Source organism: Pseudomonas sp. LBUM1652, assembly GCF_059716105.1.
In genome coordinates, this window is the sequence record NZ_CP166804.1 from 5,506,056 (window position 1) to 5,524,111 (window position 18,056).

17 protein-coding genes are annotated in these 18,056 nt (G+C 60.0%); 12 read left to right on the plus strand and 5 right to left on the minus strand.

The window, feature by feature from the left end:
* Positions 1-14: 14 nt before the first annotated feature.
* Both hemL and ACA069_RS24875 read left to right on the plus strand, forming a co-directional pair.
* Positions 15-1,298, plus strand: a complete 1,284-nt coding sequence (gene hemL, locus ACA069_RS24870; RefSeq protein WP_497615409.1) for a glutamate-1-semialdehyde 2,1-aminomutase — start codon at positions 15-17, stop codon at positions 1,296-1,298.
* Between the two features lie 225 nt (positions 1,299-1,523).
* Entirely contained in the window at positions 1,524-2,078 is a 555-nt protein-coding gene (locus tag ACA069_RS24875) for a tetratricopeptide repeat protein (protein ID WP_042561233.1), read from the plus strand.
* A 177-nt stretch (positions 2,079-2,255) separates the two neighbouring features.
* Here the strand turns inward: ACA069_RS24875 and ACA069_RS24880 are convergent, their stop codons facing one another.
* Complete coding sequence (locus ACA069_RS24880) at positions 2,256-2,585, minus strand: DUF1820 family protein (protein WP_003185742.1); 330 nt, start codon at positions 2,583-2,585, stop codon at positions 2,256-2,258.
* A 133-nt stretch (positions 2,586-2,718) separates the two neighbouring features.
* On the opposite strand from ACA069_RS24880, the gene miaB reads away from it, so the two are divergent.
* The 5 genes from miaB to lnt all read left to right on the plus strand — a co-directional run bounded on the left by miaB (position 2,719) and on the right by lnt (position 8,072).
* A complete protein-coding gene (gene miaB / locus ACA069_RS24885) occupies positions 2,719-4,047 on the plus strand; it encodes a tRNA (N6-isopentenyl adenosine(37)-C2)-methylthiotransferase MiaB (RefSeq protein ID WP_095190302.1) in 1,329 nt (442 codons plus the stop codon).
* Positions 4,048-4,202: 155 nt separating this feature from the next.
* Complete coding sequence (locus ACA069_RS24890) at positions 4,203-5,201, plus strand: PhoH family protein (RefSeq protein ID WP_221730176.1); 999 nt, start codon at positions 4,203-4,205, stop codon at positions 5,199-5,201.
* A complete protein-coding gene (gene ybeY, locus ACA069_RS24895; RefSeq protein ID WP_497615410.1) occupies positions 5,194-5,688 on the plus strand; it encodes an rRNA maturation RNase YbeY in 495 nt (164 codons plus the stop codon). The genes ACA069_RS24890 and ybeY overlap by 8 nt, the downstream gene beginning before the upstream one ends.
* 5 nt (positions 5,689-5,693) lie before the next feature.
* The gene (locus ACA069_RS24900; RefSeq protein WP_187678832.1) at positions 5,694-6,533 is read left to right on the plus strand and encodes a CorC family transporter; all 840 of its coding nucleotides are present in this window, start codon (positions 5,694-5,696) and stop codon (positions 6,531-6,533) included.
* Positions 6,534-6,548: 15 nt separating this feature from the next.
* Complete coding sequence (gene lnt, locus ACA069_RS24905; RefSeq protein WP_497615411.1) at positions 6,549-8,072, plus strand: apolipoprotein N-acyltransferase; 1,524 nt, start codon at positions 6,549-6,551, stop codon at positions 8,070-8,072.
* A 203-nt stretch (positions 8,073-8,275) separates the two neighbouring features.
* Here the strand turns inward: lnt and ACA069_RS24910 are convergent, their stop codons facing one another.
* Positions 8,276-9,037 (minus strand): YdcF family protein, encoded by a 762-nt coding sequence (locus tag ACA069_RS24910; protein ID WP_401272234.1) that lies wholly within the window; start codon positions 9,035-9,037, stop codon positions 8,276-8,278.
* Between the two features lie 105 nt (positions 9,038-9,142).
* A complete protein-coding gene (locus ACA069_RS24915; RefSeq protein ID WP_489879928.1) occupies positions 9,143-9,466 on the minus strand; it encodes a hypothetical protein in 324 nt (107 codons plus the stop codon).
* 253 nt (positions 9,467-9,719) lie between these two features.
* Here ACA069_RS24915 and leuS point away from each other — a divergent pair, with 253 nt between their 5' ends.
* The 5 genes from leuS (at position 9,720) to ACA069_RS24940 (ending at position 15,820) form a co-directional block, all read left to right on the plus strand.
* On the plus strand, positions 9,720-12,326 hold the full coding sequence (gene leuS / locus ACA069_RS24920; protein WP_489879927.1) for a leucine--tRNA ligase: 2,607 nt from the start codon (positions 9,720-9,722) through the stop codon (positions 12,324-12,326).
* Between the two features lie 87 nt (positions 12,327-12,413).
* Positions 12,414-13,019 carry an LPS-assembly lipoprotein LptE gene (locus ACA069_RS24925; RefSeq protein ID WP_401269004.1) on the plus strand — a complete coding sequence of 202 codons (606 nt, stop codon included), beginning with the start codon at positions 12,414-12,416 and terminating at the stop codon, positions 13,017-13,019.
* Between the two features lie 39 nt (positions 13,020-13,058).
* Entirely contained in the window at positions 13,059-14,096 is a 1,038-nt protein-coding gene (gene holA, locus ACA069_RS24930; RefSeq protein ID WP_401269007.1) for a DNA polymerase III subunit delta, read from the plus strand.
* A 175-nt stretch (positions 14,097-14,271) separates the two neighbouring features.
* On the plus strand, positions 14,272-14,436 hold the full coding sequence (gene arfA / locus ACA069_RS24935) for an alternative ribosome rescue factor ArfA (RefSeq protein ID WP_047602548.1): 165 nt from the start codon (positions 14,272-14,274) through the stop codon (positions 14,434-14,436).
* A 61-nt stretch (positions 14,437-14,497) separates the two neighbouring features.
* Positions 14,498-15,820, plus strand: coding sequence for a lytic murein transglycosylase (locus ACA069_RS24940; protein ID WP_497615412.1), 1,323 nt, complete (start codon positions 14,498-14,500; stop codon positions 15,818-15,820).
* A 91-nt stretch (positions 15,821-15,911) separates the two neighbouring features.
* Here the strand turns inward: ACA069_RS24940 and ACA069_RS24945 are convergent, their stop codons facing one another.
* Together ACA069_RS24945 and lipA are read right to left on the minus strand one after the other, a co-directional pair.
* The gene (locus tag ACA069_RS24945; protein ID WP_497615413.1) at positions 15,912-16,862 is read right to left on the minus strand and encodes a S66 peptidase family protein; all 951 of its coding nucleotides are present in this window, start codon (positions 16,860-16,862) and stop codon (positions 15,912-15,914) included.
* A 176-nt stretch (positions 16,863-17,038) separates the two neighbouring features.
* Entirely contained in the window at positions 17,039-18,037 is a 999-nt protein-coding gene (gene lipA, locus ACA069_RS24950) for a lipoyl synthase (protein WP_161986515.1), read from the minus strand.
* Between the last annotated feature and the right edge of the window lie 19 nt (positions 18,038-18,056).

An 18,056-nucleotide genomic window follows, 5' to 3' on the forward strand; every position in this document is an offset into this window, starting at 1 on the left:
TTGAGAGCCCGATCATGTCTCGTTCCGAAACCCTGTTTGCCAATGCCCAGAAACACATCCCCGGTGGCGTGAACTCGCCGGTTCGCGCGTTCAAGAGCGTTGGCGGCACGCCGCTGTTTTTCAAACACGCTGAAGGCGCCTACGTGACCGACGAAGACGACAAGCGTTATGTCGATTACGTGGGTTCGTGGGGCCCGATGATCCTTGGCCACAGCCACCCGGACGTTCTGGACGCAGTGCGCAATCAACTGCAACACGGCTTGTCTTACGGCGCGCCGACCGCGATGGAAACCGAGATGGCCGATCTGGTCTGCTCGCTGGTGCCATCGATGGACATGGTGCGCATGGTCAGCTCCGGCACCGAAGCGACCATGAGCGCGATCCGTCTGGCCCGCGGTTACACCGGTCGTGACAGCATCATCAAGTTCGAAGGCTGCTACCACGGCCACTCCGACAGCCTGCTGGTCAAGGCCGGTTCCGGCGCACTGACCCAAGGCGTACCGAGTTCGGCTGGCGTACCAGCGGCGTTTGCCAAACACACCCTGACCCTGCCGTTCAACGACATCGACGCGGTGGAAACAATGCTCGCCGAAGTCGGTCGGGACGTTGCCTGCATCATCGTCGAGCCAGTGGCCGGCAACATGAACTGCGTACCGCCGGCACCGGGTTTCCTTGAAGGCCTGCGCACACTCTGCGACAAGCACGGCGTGGTGCTGATTTTCGACGAAGTGATGACCGGTTTCCGCGTCGCCCTCGGCGGCGCTCAGGCCTACTACGGCGTGACCCCGGATCTGACCACGTTCGGCAAGATCATTGGCGGCGGCATGCCGGTCGGCTGCTTCGGTGGCAAGCGTGAAATCATGGAGCGCATCGCGCCGCTGGGCCCGGTGTATCAGGCGGGCACCTTGTCGGGTAACCCGTTGGCCATGGCCGCCGGCCTGACCACTCTGCGCCTGATCAGCCGTCCGGGTTTCCACGACGAACTAACCGACTACACCACACGCCTGCTCGACGGTCTGCAACAGCGCGCCGATGCCGCGGGGATTCCATTCGTGACGACGCAGGCAGGCGGCATGTTCGGCCTGTACTTCAGCGGCGCTGACGACATCGTCACTTTTGAAGACGTGATGGCCAGCGACGCAGCGCTGTTCGGTCGCTTCTTCCACCTGATGCTGGAAGGTGGCGTGTACCTGGCGCCGAGCGCATTCGAAGCCGGTTTCACCTCGATCGCGCATGGCGAAGACGAGTTGAAACTGACCCTGGACGCTGCCGAACGCGCCTTCGCTGCACTGAAGTAATCGCCGCACCGCGGACGTTGGCTATCGCCGACGTCAGCTTTCACCTACATCCACCCGGTTTTTCCGACGCACCTGCCAGAATTCACCCGTAAAGTGGGCGATATATTCCCCGCGCAGCAGAAAAACGAGTAAAGACTTTGTAAGGTTGGCCCTGCTTATTTCATAATGCGCGCTTATTGGATCCCTCGATGGGTCCGCGTGCCCTTCAGAGGTAAGTCGATTCCCATGAACCGCACCGGCCGCACCCTTGCCTTGGGCTGCCTGTTGCTCCTTCAGCCCCTGCTCGCGCATGCACAAGCAGGCGGCAACTCGTTGTTGATCCCGGCGATGGGTCGTTGCACCCTCAATACTCAGCCGCAAGACGTCACGCAGGCACTGGCCGCCTGCCAGAAAGCGGCGGACGAAGGGGATGCGCAAGCGCAATACGAGTTGGGTGAGTTCTACTACGACGGCAAGAATGCGCCGCGCGACCTCAATCAAGCCCTGAGCTATTTCGAAAAAGCCTCGTTGCAAGGCCACGCTCAGGCGCAATTCAAGCTCGGCACCATGTTCTTCCACGGTGAAGGCGTACAGGCCAACAATATTCAGGCGTACATCGTGCTGAAGATGGCGGCGGTCAACGGCGCCGAAGAGGCACTGGACACGGCCGACGAAGTCTCCGAAAAAATGTCCCGCGAAGATCTCGAAACCGCTACGCAGGTGCTCGGGCAAATTTTCCGTAAATACCTGATGGAACTGCAGAGCGCCGATGGGCGCACGCCGTTTTCGCCATTGCCTTAAGGGCTGTGGTGATTAACTTGTGGTGAGGGGATTTATCCCCGATCGGCTGCGAAGCAGTCGCAAGTCCATTCGGCAAGGCGTGTCAGAAAGAACCGGATTGCGGGGTTTGGGGCTGCTTCGCAACCCATCGGGGATAAATCCCCTCGCCACAAACTCATTCCAATCCAGAATCTGCTGTTATTTCTCAGGCATCGGCATCGGAAACGGCATCACATTGCCGACCGCGCCGCGGGCTTCGCTGATTTTCGGCGTGCCCAGACGCTCGACTTCGTCGATACGCACGATCGAATGCATCGGCACAAAGCTGCGCACCACGCCTTCAAACTGCGCCTTGAGCTTTTCTTCGCTCGGATCGACGACCACTTGCGTGCGCTCGCCAAAGACGAACTCTTCCACTTCCAGAAAGCCCCACAGATCACTTTGATAGATCTGCTTGGCGTACATTTCGAACACCTGGCCCTGGTTGAGGAAAATCACCTTGTAGATTGGAGCTTCGCGTTTGGTCATGGCGGGCGGACAACATCGGGGATAAAAATGAGGGCGCGAACTATAGCATAGCCACTGGACGCACAGCGGTAGGAACCTGAGGGCATGTTCCCTATAATGCGCGGTTCTTTGAATCACGTGACGACCAAAATCCATGGCCAAGAAGCTTTACATCGAAACCCACGGTTGCCAGATGAACGAGTACGACAGCTCGCGCATGGTCGATCTGCTGGGCGAACATCAGGCCCTGGAAGTCACCGCTCGCGCGGAAGACGCCGACGTGATTCTGCTCAACACCTGCTCGATCCGCGAGCGCGCCCAGGATCGGGTGTACTCGCAGCTCGGCCGTTGGCGCGAACTGAAGCTGGCCAACCCGGAGATGGTGATCGCCGTCGGCGGTTGCGTAGCCAGCCAGGAAGGCGCGGCGATCCGCGATCGCGCCCCGTATGTCGACGTCGTTTTCGGCCCGCAAACGCTGCACCGCCTGCCGGAGATGATCGACGCCGCACGCAGCACCAAGCTGCCGCAAGTCGACGTCTCGTTCCCGGAAATCGAAAAATTCGACCACCTGCCCGAGCCGCGTATCGACGGCCCGAGCGCTTACGTGTCGGTGATGGAAGGCTGCAGCAAGTACTGCACGTTCTGCGTGGTGCCCTACACCCGTGGCGAAGAAGTCAGCCGGCCGTTCGACGACGTGATCGCCGAGATCATCCACCTTGCCGAAAACGGCGTGCGTGAAGTGACCTTGCTGGGGCAGAACGTCAACGGCTATCGCGGCACCACCCATGATGGTCGCCTGGCGGATCTCGCCGAGCTGATCCGCGTGGTCGCCGCCGTCGATGGCATCGACCGCATTCGCTACACCACCTCGCACCCGCTGGAGTTCTCCGACAGCCTGATCCAGGCCCACGCCGACGTGCCGGAACTGGTCAAACACCTGCATTTGCCGGTGCAATCGGGTTCGGACCGGATTCTGGCGGCGATGAAGCGTAACCACACGGCGCTGGAGTACAAATCCAAGCTGCGCAAACTGCGCGCGGCGGTACCGGGGATCTGCATCAGCTCGGATTTCATCGTCGGTTTCCCCGGCGAAACCGAGAAAGATTTCGAACAGACCATGAAGCTGATTGCCGACGTTGGTTTCGACTTTTCCTACTCGTTCGTCTACAGCCAGCGCCCGGGCACACCGGCCGCTGATCTGGCGGATGACACCCCGGAAGAGCTGAAAAAGGAACGTCTGAACGCGCTGCAACACCGCTTGAATCAGCAAGGTTTCGAGATCAGCCGACAAATGGTCGGTTCGATACAGCGGATTCTGGTGACCGATTATTCGAAGAAGGACCCGGGCGAGCTGCAAGGGCGCACCGAGAATAATCGTATCGTCAACTTCCGCTGCGACAATCCAACCTTGATCGGCCAGTTCGCCGACGTGCATATCGACGCGGCGCAACCGCATTCGCTGCGTGGCTCACTGATTCAGTAACACTGCATTTCCCCTGTAGGAGCGAGCCTGCTCGCTCCTACAGGGACAGCGCCAGACCCGGGAATCGCGTTGCGATATTTAAGAGCTTTCGCACCCACGCCTCTGGCGTTATCCTTGATTTCATCTTAATTGCCCCAGGGCGGCTAAATACGACCTTGAACGCACCCATAGAACCACATCGTTTTATCCTCGAGCCCTTTGAGGCTCGCCGCTTCGCCAATCTGTGCGGGCAATTCGACGAGCATTTGCGCTTGATCGAACAGCGCCTGACCATCGAGATCCGCAACCGCGGAAACCAGTTCGAACTGATCGGCGACCCCAAGCACACCACTTCTGCGGAAAACCTGCTGCGCCGCCTGTACCGGGAAACCAAGGGTACCGAGCTGTCGCCTGACATGGTGCACCTGTTCCTCCAGGAATCGGCCGTCGTAGAACTGGACAACCACGCCCCCGCCGAAGCCTCCGTCGCCCTGCGCACCAAGAAAGGCATGATTCGCCCACGCGGCTTGAATCAACTGCGCTATGTGAAGGAAATCCTCGGCAACGACATCAACTTTGGCATCGGCCCGGCCGGTACCGGCAAGACCTACCTGGCCGTGGCCTGCGCGGTTGATGCACTGGAGCGCGAGCAAATCCGCCGCATCCTGCTGGTGCGTCCGGCAGTTGAGGCGGGCGAAAAACTCGGCTTCCTGCCCGGCGACCTGTCGCAGAAGATCGACCCCTACCTGCGCCCGCTCTACGACGCGCTCTACGAGATGCTCGGCTTCGAATACGTGGCCAAGCTGATTGAGCGTCAGGTGATCGAAGTTGCACCGCTGGCTTACATGCGTGGCCGTACACTGAACAACAGCTTCATCATCCTCGACGAAAGTCAGAACACCACCGTCGAACAGATGAAGATGTTCCTGACGCGGATCGGCTTCGGCTCAACTGCGGTCATCACCGGCGACATTACTCAGGTCGACTTGCCGAAAGGCACCAAGTCCGGTCTGCACCATGTGATCGAGGTGCTGAAAGACGTACCGGGCATCAGCTTCACTCACTTCCAGCCTAAAGACGTCGTGCGCCATCCTTTGGTACAGCGGATCGTCGAAGCCTACGAGCGCTTCGAAAACCGTGACGAAGCACCCAAGGAAACCTCGCGAAATGCTTGAGCTAGACCTGCAAATCGCGACTGAAGCGAGCGCGCCGAGTGAGGCCGATTTCCGCCTGTGGTGCGAACTGGCCCTGCGCCAGCGCACCGCTGACTCGGAAATGACCATTCGTCTGGTCGACGAGGAAGAAGGCCGCGAACTCAATCACACCTGGCGCCACAAGGACTACGCGACCAACGTCCTGTCGTTCCCCGCCGAAGTGCCCGACGAGTTTCTCGATATCCCGCTGCTGGGCGATCTGGTGATCTGCGTGGCCGTGGTCGAGCGCGAAGCTGCTGAACAAGGCAAGGAACTAAAGGCCCACTGGGCACATCTGGTCATTCACGGCTGCTTGCATCTGCTCGGTTACGACCATATAGATGACGAAGAAGCCGAAGAAATGGAAGCACTGGAACGCGAGTTGCTTGCTGAACTGGGCTATCCCGATCCGTACGCGGACGACGAAACCGAACCATTCCCTATCGTTACAACAAAGGATTCAGAGTAATCGCTATGAGCGAAGATCGATCGAGCAACGGGCAGAAGTCTTGGCTGGGTAAACTGACCCAGGCTTTTGCCCACGAGCCGAAGAACCGTCAGGAGCTGCTTGAGCTGCTGCGCGATGCACATCAAAACAAGCTGCTGGACAGCGAAGCGCTGGCCATCGTCGAAGGCGCCATTCAGGTAGCTGACCTGCAAGTACGCGACATCATGGTGCCGCGCTCGCAGATGATCAGCATCAAGGCGACCCAGACACCCCGTGAATTCCTCCCCGCCGTGGTCGACTCGGCCCACTCGCGCTACCCGGTCATCGGCGAAAGCCATGACGACGTGATGGGCGTGCTGCTGGCCAAGGATCTGCTGCCGCTGATCCTCAAGGAGAACGGCGACAGCTTCAACATCAAGGACCTGCTGCGCCCGGCCACGTTCGTGCCGGAGTCCAAGCGTCTGAACGTGTTGCTGCGTGAATTCCGCGCCAACCACAACCACATGGCCATCGTCATTGACGAATACGGCGGCGTGGCGGGTCTGGTGACCATCGAAGACGTGCTGGAACAAATCGTCGGCGACATCGAAGACGAGCACGACGTCGAAGAAGACAGCTACATCAAGCCGCTGCCCAGCGGTGACTTCCTGATCAAGGCCCTGACGCCGATCGAGAACTTCAACGAGTTCTTCGACAGCGAGTTCTCCGATGATGAATTCGACACCGTCGGCGGCCTGGTGATGAGCGCGTTCGGGCACTTGCCAAAACGTAACGAAATCACTGAAATCGGCGCCTATCGTTTCCGCATTCTGAACGCCGACAGCCGTCGGATTCACTTGCTGCGACTTTCGCCAATCGCTCGGTAATCATTAAGGATAGAAATGCGCTGGACAACCCGCCCCGGCTGGCCCGGTAACCTGCTGGCCGTGGCGGCCGGTGCAATCACCACCCTCGCTCTGGCACCGTTCGATATCTGGCCGCTGGCCTTGCTGGCGGTCGGCCTGTTCTATGCCGGGTTGCGCGAGCTGAGCCCGCGTCAGGCGGTGGGCCGTGGCTGGTGCTTCGGTTTCGGCCTGTTCGGCGCTGGCACCAGTTGGATCTACTACAGCATCCACCACTTCGGCGGCGCTTCGGTGTTGCTGGCCGGTTTCCTGATGCTGCTGTTTACCGCAGCGATTGCGTTCTTCTTCGCCCTGCCCGCCTGGATTTGGACGCGCTGGTTGCGTCGCAACGAAGCGCCGCTGGCCGATGCGCTGGCATTCGCTGCGTTGTGGGTGGGTCAGGAGGCGTTTCGCGGCTGGTTCCTTACCGGTTTTCCGTGGCTGTATTCCGGATACAGTCAGCTCGATGGGCCGCTGTCCGGTCTGGCGCCGGTCGGTGGCATGTGGCTGGTGTCGTTCGTTCTGGCGCTGACTGGCGCGCTGATCTACAACGCGCCGCGCCTGCTGCAAACCGGTCGCAAGGCTTTTGTTGCCGTTGGCCTGCTGTTGTTGGTCGGGCCATGGGTGGCGGGCATTGCGCTCAAGGGTCACGCCTGGACCAGTCCGTCCGGCGCGCCGCTGACCGTGGCGGCGATTCAGGGCAACGTCGCACAAAGCATGAAATGGGATCCGGCAGAACTTAACGCACAGCTGGCGTTGTACCGCGATCTGAGTTTGCGCTCCAAACCAGTGGATCTGCTGATCTGGCCGGAAACCGCCGTGCCGGTGCTCAAGGAATCCGCCGAGGGTTACCTGAGCATGATGGGGACCTTCGCCGCCGAGCGTAAATCGGCCTTGATTACCGGTGTACCCATTCGCCAAACGGTGCATCACGAGAGACGCTTCTACAACGGTATTACCGTGGTTGGCGAAGGTGATGGCACTTACTTGAAGCAAAAACTCGTGCCGTTCGGTGAATACGTGCCATTGCAGGACATCCTGCGTGGACTGATCGCGTTCTTCGACCTGCCGATGTCCGACTTTGCCCGTGGCCCGGCGGACCAACCTCTGTTGCAAGCCAAGGGGTATCAGATCGCACCGTTCATTTGCTACGAAGTGGTCTATCCGGAGTTCGCCGCCAGTCTGTCGGCGCGTAGTGATCTGCTACTGACGATCAGTAACGACACTTGGTTCGGCACCTCGATCGGCCCACTGCAACACTTGCAGATGGCGCAAATGCGCGCCCTTGAGGCGGGTCGCTGGATGATCCGCGCGACCAACAATGGCGTGACCGGTTTGATCAACCCGTTTGGGCAGATCACCGAGCAGATTCCGCAGTTCGAGCAAGGCATTTTGTACGGCGAAGTGGTGCCAATGCATAACCTGACGCCGTATCTGCAATGGCGTTCGTGGCCGTTGATCATTGTCTGCTTGCTGCTGTTTGGCTGGGCATTGATGGCGGGGCGGATGTCAAAAACGGTCTGATCACACAATTTTCAGATCCAACCCAATTGTGAGATTCGCCCCATTGTGGCGAGGGGATTTATCCCCGATGGGTGGCGAAGCCGCCCCGACCTGCAACAGCGGTGTGTCTGATACATCGCGCACACAGGTTTTGCGATGGCTTCGCCATCGATCGGGGATAAATCCCCTCGCCACAAAAACCCAATATCCAGTGGGCTGGGGGATCAGCGGTAAAACAATGAATACCCCACCTGCCCCACCGCTTCATTGAGCAACTGCCCGCTCTGCCAGATCGACTTGAACTCCGGCAGCCAGCCACCAAATGGCCTGGCGTTATCGGTGCCGAGAAACCCGACTGGCGCCGGCACCACTTCAAATCCCGCCTTCTCGAAACTCCAGACCGAGCGCGGCATATGCCAGGCCTGTGTCACCACGACCACGCGCTTAATCCCCTGCGGCAACAACATATCAGCACTGAATTTGGCGTTTTCCCATGTGGTACGGCTCTCACCCTCTTGCCAGCGCACAGTCACGCCGAAGTCATCCAGTAACGAGTCAGCCATCAATTTCGCCTCGGTCGGCGGCGTGCCGTAATGCAAGCCGCCACTGGTCAGAATCGGCAATCCCGACGCCTTGGCCAGCCGTGCCGCATAGCGCTGACGCTCCAGCCCCACGCCGGTCGGCTGATCCTCGCCCCAGGCCAGATCACCGCGCTCACGCCCGGAACCCAGCACTACAATCGCATCGGCCCGTTGCGCGAGCGTCGCCCACTCTTCGCGAGCCAGCGGCGGCTCGCGCTCAAGGGCCTTGGCGCCCCACTGCACGACCACCGGCAGACTCATCAGCCAGAGCCCTCCAAAACCAATGGCAAAACACAATCCAGCGAGGCGCGGCCGTGAGCGTCGCAGCCACCAGGCAGCCAGCAACAGTAGTAAAAGAATGCCGGGCGGCAGCAAAAGTTGTTTGATGAAGTAACGAAAAGGCATCGGGCATCTCCAAAGATGCCCGAAGCCTAAGTGGGTTAAACCAACGCGACAACCGATAGGGTGGGATCCTGTTGAAAAAGATCCGTTTCTTGACCTGCCATGCGCTTACTTGGCCTGCAAAGCACGCACCTTGACGGTGTCTTTGCGGGGCGCCTTGTCCTTGAGCCAGATGACCTTGGCCGAATGTGCTGCATCGAGCTGCTTCACTGCTTGCGACAAGCATCCGTGCGTTTCACGTTCACTGCGATCCAGATAGGCCTTGACCAGTTTGAACTCGGCGGGGCTCAAGCCACGCAATTCCAGTTCCAAGGGGCGCTCATCGCGCAGCCGATCAGCGGTTTTTGCAGCATCCAGGGCCATCCCCAGACGATCCATCAACCGTTCGTACAACTCAGGTTTCGTGATGTTTCTCTGCTGTTGCTCCACCATCCCTCACCTCATTGAAGATAAGACTCACTCCCCAGTTAGAGCTTAGCTTCGCTGCACAAACCGGCTACACGCCGCGACCAACGGCCCTCGCCACGTATTTACCGGGCCAAACAGCTGTAATCAGGGTTTCCCTAGGCCAAGCGCGGTCATGTATGCTACGGCGCTTCCTGTCATTCCACTTCCAGCTCGTCCGGGCCATCCCGATGCCGCGTTGAAGAGGATTAGGCCACCCATATCCAGTACAAAAGTAGCCATGCACGAACAATATCAGCCCCGTGAAATCGAAGCCGCCGCCCAGTCGTTCTGGGACGAGCAAAAGTCCTTTGAAGTCAGTGAACAGCCAGGCAAGGAGACTTTCTACTGCCTGTCGATGTTCCCTTACCCCAGCGGCAAACTACACATGGGGCACGTGCGCAACTACACCATCGGCGACGTGATCTCCCGCTATCAGCGCATGCAAGGCAAGAACGTTCTGCAACCGATGGGTTGGGACGCCTTCGGCATGCCGGCAGAAAACGCCGCGATGAAAAACAACGTCGCGCCGGCCAAATGGACCTACGAAAACATCGCCTACATGAAAACCCAGCTGCGCAGCCTGGGCCTGGCGGTGGACTGGTCGCGCGAAGTCACCACCTGCAAGCCGGATTACTACCGCTGGGAACAATGGCTGTTCACTCGCCTGTTCGAAAAAGGCGTGATCTACCGTAAAAACGGCACCGTGAACTGGGACCCGATCGATCAGACCGTTCTGGCCAACGAACAGGTAATCGACGGTCGCGGCTGGCGTTCCGGCGCTCTGATCGAAAAGCGCGAAATCCCGATGTACTACTTCAAGATCACCGCTTACGCGGATGAGCTGCTGGAGAGCCTCGACGAACTGACTGGCTGGCCTGAACAGGTCAAGACCATGCAGCGCAACTGGATCGGCAAATCCCGCGGCATGGAAGTGCAGTTCCCGTACAACGTCGATTCCATCGGCGAAGCCGGCACCCTGAAAGTCTTCACTACCCGTCCGGACACCCTGATGGGCGCGACCTACGTCGCCGTGGCCGCCGAACACCCGCTGGCCACCCAGGCTGCGCAGAACAACCATGAGCTGCAAGCATTCATCGCTGAATGCAAGGGCGGCAGCGTTGCCGAAGCCGACGTCGCCACTCAAGAGAAAAAAGGCCTGCCGACCGGCCTGTTCGTCGAGCACCCGCTGACCGGTGAAAAACTCCCGGTATGGGTCGCCAACTATGTATTGATGCATTACGGCGATGGCGCAGTAATGGCTGTGCCGGCTCACGACGAGCGCGACTTCGAATTCGCCCACAAGTACAACCTGCCGGTGAAATCGGTGGTGCGTACCAGCTCCGGCGACACCAACCCGGCCCCGTGGCAAGACGCCTACGGCGAGCACGGCACGCTGATCAACTCCGCTGAGTTCGACGGTCTGGACTTCGCCGGCGCGTTCGACGCCATCGAAGTCGCACTGATCAAGAAAGAACTGGGCGCTTCGCGCACTCAGTTCCGTCTGCGCGACTGGGGCATCAGCCGTCAGCGCTACTGGGGCTGCCCGATCCCGATCATCCACTGCGATGCGTGCGGTGACGTGCCGGTGCCGGAAGACCAATTGCCAGTTGTACTGCCGGAAGACGTGGTGCCGGACGGCGCCGGTTCGCCGCTGGCACGCATGCCCGAGTTTTACGAGTGCAGCTGCCCGAAATGCGGCCAGCCTGCCAAGCGTGAAACCGACACCATGGACACCTTCGTCGAGTCCTCGTGGTACTACGCCCGCTACGCCTCGCCGCACTTTGAAGGTGGCCTGGTGGAAAAATCCGCGGCCGACCACTGGCTGCCGGTTGATCAGTACATTGGCGGTATCGAACACGCGATCCTGCACCTGCTCTACGCGCGCTTCTTCCACAAGCTGATGCGTGACGAAGGTCTGGTGAGCTCCAACGAGCCGTTCAAGAATCTGCTGACCCAGGGCATGGTAATCGCCGAGACTTACTATCGTCGCGAAGCCAACGGTGCCTACACCTGGTTCAACCCGGCGGACGTCGAACTGGAACGTGACAGCAAGGCCAAAGTCATCAGCGCCAAGCTGATTGCCGACGGTCTGCCGGTGGAAATCGGCGGCACCGAGAAGATGGCCAAGTCGAAGAACAACGGCGTTGACCCACAGTCCATGATCGACCAGTTCGGTGCCGACACCTGCCGCCTGTTCATGATGTTCGCCTCGCCACCTGACATGAGCGCGGAATGGTCCGACTCCGGCGTCGAGGGTTCGCACCGTTTCCTCAAGCGTGTCTGGCGTCTGGCGCAGGCCCACGTATCTCAGGGCCTGCCAGGCAAACTGGATGTTGCGGGCCTGAACGACGAGCAGAAAGCCGTTCGCCGTGCGATCCACCTGGCCATCAAGCAGGCCAGCCACGACGTCGGCCAGAACCACAAATTCAACACCGCCATCGCTCAGGTGATGACGCTGATGAACGTGCTGGAAAAAGCCGCGCAAGGCACCGAACAGGATCGCGCACTGGTGCAGGAAGGTCTGGAAGCCGTGACGTTGCTGCTGGCGCCGATCACACCGCACATCAGCCATGAGCTGTGGAACCGACTGGGCCACGCCGATCCGGTGATCGACGCTGGCTGGCCAGCAGTGGACGAGACTGCGCTGGTGCAGGACAGCCTGACCCTGGTCATCCAGGTCAACGGCAAGCTGCGCGGTCAGATCGAAATGCCGGCCAGCGCGACTCGCGAAGAAGTCGAAGCCGCTGCTCGTGCCAACGACAACGTGCTGCGGTTCGTCGATGGCCTGACTATTCGTAAAGTGATCGTAGTGCCCGGGAAACTGGTCAATATCGTCGCCAGCTAATTGGATCGGGCGTCAGGTGTGCCTGGCGCCCAGTAAAACCTTTCGGGCCGCATGAACGGCCCACATGGTTTCAAGGGGAGCAACACAATGATCAAACGCAATCTGCTGGTGATGGGCCTCGCCGTCCTGTTGAGCGCCTGCGGTTTCCAGCTGCGCGGCACTGGCACCACCGAACTGACCATCAAGGAACTCGACCTGAGTGCGCGTAACGCCTACGGCGAGACCGTCACCCAACTGCGTCAGGTACTGGAATCCAGCGGCGTCAAGATTTACAGCGGCGCGCCTTACAAGCTGTACCTGGCTGACGAGCAGGAAAGCCAGCGTATCCTCAGCTACGCCGGTGCCGGTCGTACGGGCGAGTATCAGGTCAACACCGTCCTGAGCTACGACATCCGTGGCGACAAAAACCTTTCGCTGCTGAGCGACAAGCTTGAAGTGCAGAAAGTGTTTATCCACGACGGCAACAACCTCGTCGGCTCCGATCAGGAAGCCAACGACGCCCGTCGCGATATTCGTCGCGAGCTGGTTCAGCGCATGATGCTGCGTCTGCAACAGCTGACCCCGGGTCAACTGGAGCAACTGCAGCAGGCTGCCAATAACCGCGCCAAGGCAGAAGCCGACGCGCTGGAAGCGGCGCAAAAGGCTGAAGCGGAAACCCCGCGTCAGTCGCCGCTCGAAGTTCCGCAGCAGTAAGACGTTCGGGGCGCTCAGGCGCCCCGTTCGATTGCTCTTATGAAGCTCGCTCCCGCTCAACTCGGCAAACACCTGCAAGGCGCCCTTGCGCCGGTCTACATCATCAGCGGCGATGACCCTCTGCTATGTCAGGAAGCCGCCGATGCCATCCGCCTTGCTGCCCGCCAGCAAGGTTTCGACGAACGCCAGGTCTTCGCCGCCGACGCCAGTTTCGATTGGGGCACGTTGTTGCAGGCCGGCGCGAGCATGTCGTTGTTTGCTGAAAAGCGCCTGCTGGAACTGCGTCTTCCGTCGGGAAAACCCGGTGACAAGGGTGCTGCCGCCTTCATCGAGTACTGCTCACGTCCTGCCGAAGACACCGTCCTGCTGATCAGCCTGCCCAAGCTCGACGGCAGCGCGCAGAAGACCAAGTGGGGCAAGGCACTGGTTGAAGGCCAGCAAACCCAGTTCATCCAGATCTGGCCGGTGGATGCCAATCAACTGCCAAGCTGGATTCGTCAGCGCTTGTCTCAGGCCGGGTTGTCGGCCAGCCAGGACGCCGTCGAACTGATTGCCGCGCGTGTCGAGGGCAACCTGCTCGCCGCCGCGCAGGAAATCGAAAAGCTCAAGCTGATGGCCGAAGGCGGCCAGATCACCGTCGAAACCGTGCAGGCCGCTGTGGCGGACAGTGCGCGCTTCGATGTGTTTGGCCTGACCGATGCCGTACTCAACGGCGAACCGGCTCACGCCCTGCGCATGCTCGAAGGGCTGCGCGGTGAAGGTGTCGAACCGCCGGTGATTCTCTGGGCGCTGGCGCGGGAGTTGCGCCTGCTGGCCAATATCTCGCTGCAGTACAGCCAGGGCACGCCGCTGGACAAGGCCTTCAGCCAGTCCAAACCGCCGGTCTGGGACAAGCGCAAACCGTTGATGAGCAAAGCCCTGCAACGCTACTCGGCGCAACGCTGGGCGCAGTTGTTGCTGGAGGCCCAGCGCATCGATGCACAGATCAAGGGCCAGGCGGCCGGATCACCGTGGATGAGTCTGAGTCGGTTGGCACTGTTGATGGCTGGCCAACGTTTGTCATTGCCTGCCGAATAAGATCAAGAGATCGCAGCCTTCGGCAGCTCCTACACCAATCCTTGTAGGAGCCGCCGAAGGCTGCGATCTTTTGATCTTGTTTTCCTACAAAACGACCTGCATTTGCCCTATAGACAGACGCCCGACATCGGCAGATTATTTCCCCCGCAAAACCCACTCACCCAAGAGAACCCTCATGAGCAAAAAGCCATCGAAACATGGCCCGAACAAGGCCAAATCCATCATCGCCCAACCCCTGTTCCGCAGTCGCCAGGAACGACCAACCAAGGGTAAAGGCAGCTACCGCCGCGAAGCCTTCCAGTCTGACAACTGGGAGGCTTCTTACTTTCTGGCTGCCTGAAGCACAGTACCCCCCGGTCATGTTAAGGTCTGCACCTGATTCGTATCCTCTGGACCTGTGCATGCCCTTTTGTCTTTCCCATCGTTGGCCTGTTCGCCAATTGGTTGCTGCCACAAGTTTCATCCTGCTTGTTGCCTGTGCGGAAAAACCTACCGCCGCCGACGCGCAACCTCTTCAAGCGGCCCCTGTCGCCACGGCCCCAGCGATCATTCCGCCGGTAGTGCCGTCCGCCGACCCTCTCGACCTTCAGCCGACCCAGTCCTTTGCCGAATGGCAGGCGGGTTTTCGCAAGGATGCGCTCGCCGCCGGGATCCGCTCCGATCTGTTCGATCGTGCGTTTGCCAACGTCAGCTTCGACGCCAGCGTGATTCGTGCCGATCGCAGCCAGCCAGAGTTCTCCCGCCCGGTCTGGGAATACCTCGATGGCGCGCTATCGCCGCTGCGAGTACGCAAAGGCCAGGCGCTGATCAACCAGTACGCCGACATTCTGCAAAGCATCGAACAGCGTTATGGCGTTGATCGTCAGGCACTGGTGTCGGTGTGGGGTATGGAAAGTAACTTCGGTCAATTCCAGGGCAGCAAATCGGTGATCAACTCGCTGGCCACCCTCGCCTACGAAGGCCGCCGTCCGGGCTTTGCACACGCGCAATTGATCGCCGCGCTACAAATTCTGCAACAAGGCGATATCACACCCGAGAAGATGCTCGGTTCCTGGGCCGGCGCGATGGGCCAGACCCAGTTCATTCCGACCACCTACAACACCCACGCAGTGGATTTCGACGGTGACGGTCGCCGCGACATCTGGGGTAGCCCGGCCGACGCCCTGGCCTCGACTGCGCACTACCTGCAAAGCTCTGGCTGGCAGCGCGGCCAGCCTTGGGGTTTCGAGGTGCTACTGCCGAGCAGCTTCAACTACACGCTGGCGGACGGTGCGATTCGTAAAAGCGTCGCCGAATGGCGTCAGTTGGGTGTGACCCTGCCCAATGGCGGTCAGGTACCCGCAGGTTCCGAACAGCTGTCCGCCGCCCTGTTGCTGCCGGCCGGTTATCGTGGCCCGGCCTTCCTGATCCTTGACAACTTCCGGGCGATCCTCAAATACAACAACTCTTCGTCGTACGCCTTGGCCGTGAGTTTGTTGTCCGAGCGCTTCGATGGCGGTGGTCTGATCAATGGCACCTGGCCGAAAGATGACTTGCCGCTGAGCCGCACCGAGCGGATCGAATTGCAAACCTTGCTGAGTGCCCGCAACTACGATGCCGGCGCGGCGGACGGGATTATCGGCGCGAATACGCGCAAGGCAATCCGCAGTGCTCAGCAGTCGTTTGGCTGGCCAGCGGACGGGTATCCGACGCACAAGCTGCTCGAGAGCCTGCGTACGCAGTAAAGCAGAATCAAAATATCGCAGCCTGCGGCAACTTCTACACCGATTTCTGTAGAAGCTACCGCAGGCTGCGATCTTTTTTGTATCACCCGGACTACCGTCGAACCACCACATCCTGCTCCAGCATCAACTCTTTCTTCCCCGCATCCAGCCGCACCAGCGCACCCAGTGGCAACGTCAGGTTCGGATCACAATGCCCGCTGCGCCACCCGGACAGCACCGGAATCCGCAACGGTTCAAAGGTCTGCTTGAGCAAGCGATTCAACGCCTCGACATCAACTCCCGCGATATCCCCGACCAACACCCCGCGCAACTTGGCCAACTTACCGGCCAGACGCATCTGGGTCAGCAAGCGGTCGATGCGATACAACGGCTCGTTGATATCCTCGATCAGCAGAATGACCCCCTCGACGTCGATTTCGTAAGGCGTACCCAACGTCGCTGCGATCATCGCCAGATTGCCGCCGAGCAAGCGCCCGTGAGCAATACCTGGCTCGACCGTGGTCAACGGATAGGCCACGGGATGGCTGAGCACACTGCCCGCTTTCAGTTGACCGCGCAGCATGGCAAAGAATGAAGTGACGGTCGGCGGCTCCTTGTCACCCAACAGGTCGGCATTGAGCAACGGCCCGTGAAAGGTGACGAAACCCGCGTAACGACTGATGGCCAGATGCAACGCGGTGATGTCGCTGTAGCCGACAAACGGCTTGGCATTGCGACTCAACAGATCGAAGTCGATCCGATCCAGCAGTCGCGGTGTACCGTAGCCACCGCGCAAGCAGATGATCGCGTCGACCTCGGGATCGGCGAACGCGGCATGCAGATCGTTAAGCCGCACGTCATCACTGCCAGCCAGATAGCCGTCTTTTTCATAGACTCCGGGAAACACACGCAGTCCATAACCCCGGGCGCGCATCCACTGCACAGCCTTGTCGGTGTCGAGGACGCCGGGGCCGGCGGGTGCGATAACGCCGATCAGTCCCTCGGACGGCAGCGCTGGCACGGCACGATAAGGACAAAGTGTGTGGGTCGGTCGAACAGTCATCCATGAGTCTCCGCGTATAAAGTCATGGGCACACAGTAGTCAGGAACCGCGATAAACAGAAGAGGCTTTGCTCCTCCACGGCTCGCAGGAAAAGTGGCTGCGTGTTGTAGGACAGGCAAAAAAATGCCCGCCTGGCGTTGAAGCCTCGGCGGGCATTTTTCAGTTCAGCGCAGAAATCAGGAACCCAGCAGCTCAGCCTTGACCAGCTTCGCCTGCTCGTCGGCGTGGTACGAAGAACGCACCAACGGACCGGACGCAACGTTCTTGAAGCCCATCTTGTAACCTTCCTCGGCGAACCAGGCGAAGGTGTCCGGGTGCACGAAACGCTGCACCGGCAAGTGGCTGCGCGATGGTTGCAGGTACTGGCCCAGCGTCAGCATGTCGATGTCGTGTTCGCGCATGCGCTTCATGACTTCGATGACTTCTTCGTCGGTCTCGCCCAGACCCAGCATCAGGCCGGACTTGGTCGGAATGTGCGGCATCATCTGCTTGAAGCGTTGCAGCAGGGTCAGCGACCACTGGTAGTCCGAACCCGGACGCGCAGCCTTATACAGGCGCGGCACGGTTTCGAGGTTGTGGTTGAACACATCCGGCGGCTCGGCCGCGGTGATTTCCAGGGCGACGTCCATGCGGCCACGGTAGTCCGGGACCAGGGTTTCCAATTGCACATTCGGCGACAGTTTGCGGATTTCGCGGATGCAGTCGGCAAAGTGCTGGGCACCGCCGTCACGCAGGTCGTCGCGGTCAACCGAGGTGATCACCACGTACTTGAGCTTGAGGTCGGCGATGGCGATGGCCAGGCTTTCCGGCTCGTTGACGTCCAGTGGTTTCGGACGACCGTGGCCAACGTCACAGAACGGGCAGCGACGGGTGCAGATGTCACCCATGATCATGAAGGTCGCGGTGCCACCGGAGAAGCACTCGCCCAGGTTCGGGCAGGAGGCTTCTTCGCAGACGCTGTGCAGTTTGTGTTTGCGCAGCAGGCTCTTGATACGGTCGACTTCCGGCGAAACCGGGATGCGTACACGAATCCAGTCAGGCTTCTTCGGCAGCTCGGTGGTCGGAATGATCTTTACCGGGATGCGTGCAACCTTCTCGGCGCCGCGCAGCTTGACGCCGGCTTCAACCTTGGGACGCGGGGCCGGGCGCTCGGTCACGTCGAGCGTCGGGATCATGGTTTGCACTGCATCAGTA